Below are 3117 nucleotides of genomic sequence, written 5' to 3'. Positions count from 1 at the left end.
GGTCCGCACCGGGCCGGGGGTCTCCGCGCCGGGCCGGGATTCGCGCGCCCGGCCCGCACCGGGTCGGCGTCCCCGCCCTCGGCTACGGTGAGGCCATGCGCTTCGGTGTCCTGGGTCCCGTCCGCGCGTTCACGGACGGCGGCCGGGCCGTGCCGATCCCCGAACGCAAGGCCCGCGTCCTGCTGGCGGCCCTGCTCGCCCACCGGGGCTGGCCGGTGTCGGCGGACCGGCTCGTGGAGTGGCTGTGGGCGCACGGGCCCCGGCCCGGCAGCCCCGAACGCGCCCTGCAACGCAAGGTGTGGGCCCTGCGCCGGGCGCTGGAGGAGGCCGAACCCGGCGCCCGCGACCTGGTCCGCCACCGCCCGCCCGGTTACCTCCTCGACGTGCCTCCCGCCTCCGTGGACGCCGAGCGCTTCCACCTGCTGGCGGACGCGGCCCAGGACGCCGCCGGTCCCCGCGAACGTGCCCGGCTGCTCACCGAGGCCCTGGAACTGTGGCGGGGCCCCGCCTACGCCGACGTGGCCGACGAGGAGTTCGCCCGGCCGACGGCCGCCCGGCTGGAGGAGCGCCGCCTGGGCGCGCTGGAGGAACACGCCCTCACCCGGCTCGACCTGGGCGAGCACCGCGGGGTGACCGGTCCGCTGGGCGCCCTCGTGGCCGAGCACCCCCTGCGCGAGCGGCTGGTGGCCGCGTACATGCGCGCCCTGTACGAGGGCGGACGCCAGGCCGAGGCACTGGCCGCGCACACGGCCCTGGCCGGGCGCCTGCGGGAGGAGCTGGGGGTGGACCCCGGCCCCGAGGTGGCCGAGCTGCACGGCCGCATCCTGCGGCACCAGCCGACCTCACCGGTTTCCGGGGGCGTCTCCGAGTCCGGAACACCGGCGGAAACCGTGCCCGCGACGGCACGCGCCTCCCCAGTTCCGACGGAACCCGCGCCGCGCGCGGGAGCCGTCCGCGCGACGCCGGGAGCGCCTGTGCCGGGGCCGGGAGGCGCCGCCGTGGCACCCGGGGATCCGTTCCCGCAGGCAGGGAGCTTCCACGGGACGCCGGAGGAGCCCTTTTCCGCGCCGGGGACCGCGTCCGGACCGCCGGGGGAGCCGTTGCCGCAGGTGGAGGGCGTCCACGGGGCGCCGGAGGCACCTGCCTCCGGTACGGGGAACACGCCCGGAACGGACTCGAACGTTCCTCCCCGGGCGGGGGACGCCCGTGGAACACCGGAGGCGCCCGCTCCCGGACCGGGGACCCCGCCCGGAACCCGGGCCGCGCCCTCCGCCGGCGCCGCCCCGGCGCACGCGCTCACCGGCCGCGCCTTCCCGCCCCTGCCGCTCACCGCGCTCGTGGGCCGCGAGGAGGAGCAGCGGCGGGTGGCACGGCTGCTGGCGGAGGTCCGCCTGGTCACCCTCACCGGGATCGGCGGGGTCGGCAAGACCCGCCTGGCCCTCGCGATCGCGCACGAGCTCGCCCCCGGCTTCGGCGGCGGGGCGCACATGGTCGAGTTCGCCGCCCAGCGGGCCGCGCCGGGCTCCCCCGCGTCCGAACCGGACCCGGTCACGGCCCTGGCCCGGGCACTCGGGGTCCGCGACGGCGGCGGGACGGACCCCCTGCGCCACGTGCTGGGCGCGCTGGAGGGCAGGCACGCCCTGCTCGTCCTGGACAACTGCGAGCACCTCGCGGGCGAGGTCGCCGACCTGGTCTCGGCCCTGCTCGGCCGCCTGCCGGACCTGCGCGTCCTGACCACCAGCCGCGAACCCCTCGGCGTGCCCGGAGAGGTCCTGTTCGGCGTCGAACCCCTGCCCGTGCCCTCCGCCGACACACCGGCCGACCGCGTCGGCGACTCCGGCGCGGTGCGCCTGTTCGCCGAACGCGCCGCCGCCTCCGCCCCCGGGTTCGCCCTGACCCCGGACAACGCCGCCGACGTCGCCCTGCTGTGCCGCCGCCTCGACGGCATCCCCCTGGCCCTGGAGCTGGCCGCCACCCGCGTGCGCGCCCTCGGCGTCACCGGTGTGCTCTCGCGCCTGGACGACCGCTTCCGGCTGCTGGCCACCGCCCGCCGCCACCTGCCCCCGCGCCAGCGCACCCTGCGCGCCACGGTCGACTGGAGCTGGGAACTGCTCGACGAGCGCGAGCGCGTCCTGCTGCGCCGCCTCGCCGTGTTCACCGGCGGGTGCGCCCCCGAGGACGCCGAGGCCGTCTGCTCGGGCGGGGGCATCGACGCCGCCGACGTCGTGGACCTGCTCACGAGCCTGGTCGACCGCTCCCTCGTCGCGGCCGTGGACGACCCCCTCACCGGCCGCCGCCACCGGCTCCTGGAGTCCGTCGCCGACTACGCCTGCCAGCGCCTGTCCGAGGCCGGTGAGGCGCACGTCCTGCGCGGGCGCCACCTGGACCACTACACCGCCCTCGCCCGCCGGTACGCGGGACGGATACTGGGCCCCTCCCAGGGGGAGGCGCTCCGGCGCCTGGACGCGGAGGCGTCCAACCTGCGCGCGGCCCTGGACGAGGCGGTGGTGCGCGGAGCCGGAGGGCACGCCGCCCGCCTCGTCAACTCCCTGGGCTGGTACTGGTACATGCGCGGCCGCTACCGGGAGGGCCGCAGCCTGACCCGGCGCGTCCGCGACGCGGTGCGCGGGTCCGCCTCCACGGAGGCGGCCATGGCCGGGGCGACCGCCGCGGTGTTCGAGATCCTGGCCGGGGACGGGGGCGACCACACCGCCCCGGCCCGCACCGCGCTCGGGGCCTTCGACGGCCTGCCCGGGGCGTCCGGCGACGCCGTGCTCGAACGCGCCCGCGCCGCCTGGATGCTCGGGTTCGTGCTGTACAGCCGGGGGGACCGGGCCGTCAGCGAGGACCTGGTCACCCGGGCGCTGGCCGTCTTCCGCGAGCGCGACGACCGCTGGGGGCTGGCCGCCGCCCTGACCGCACGGGCCTCGCACGCCCTGGGACGCGGGGACCTGGACGCGGCGGGCGTCCGCGGGCGTGAGGCGCTGGAACTCTTCCGCGGACTCGGGGACCGCTGGGGCCAGCTGAACGCCCTGACCGTCCTGGCGACGCCGGCCGAGGTCACCGGCCGCCTCGCCGACGCGGCCCGCTTCCGCCGGGAGGCCCTGGGCATGGCCG

General features: G+C 78.7%; 1 protein-coding gene. It reads left to right on the top strand.

Features of this window, described 5'->3' with window-relative positions:
* Positions 1-95: 95 nt before the first annotated feature.
* A partial coding sequence (locus DQW06_RS25250) for a BTAD domain-containing putative transcriptional regulator (protein ID WP_117199439.1) occupies positions 96-3117 on the top strand: 3022 nt, incomplete at its 3' end.

Origin of the sequence: Nocardiopsis sp. TNDT3 (genome assembly GCF_003427465.1) — a bacterium.
Taxonomy (GTDB): Bacteria; Actinomycetota; Actinomycetes; order Streptosporangiales; family Streptosporangiaceae; genus Nocardiopsis; species Nocardiopsis dassonvillei.
This window is presented reverse-complemented; position numbering and strand designations above follow the sequence as displayed.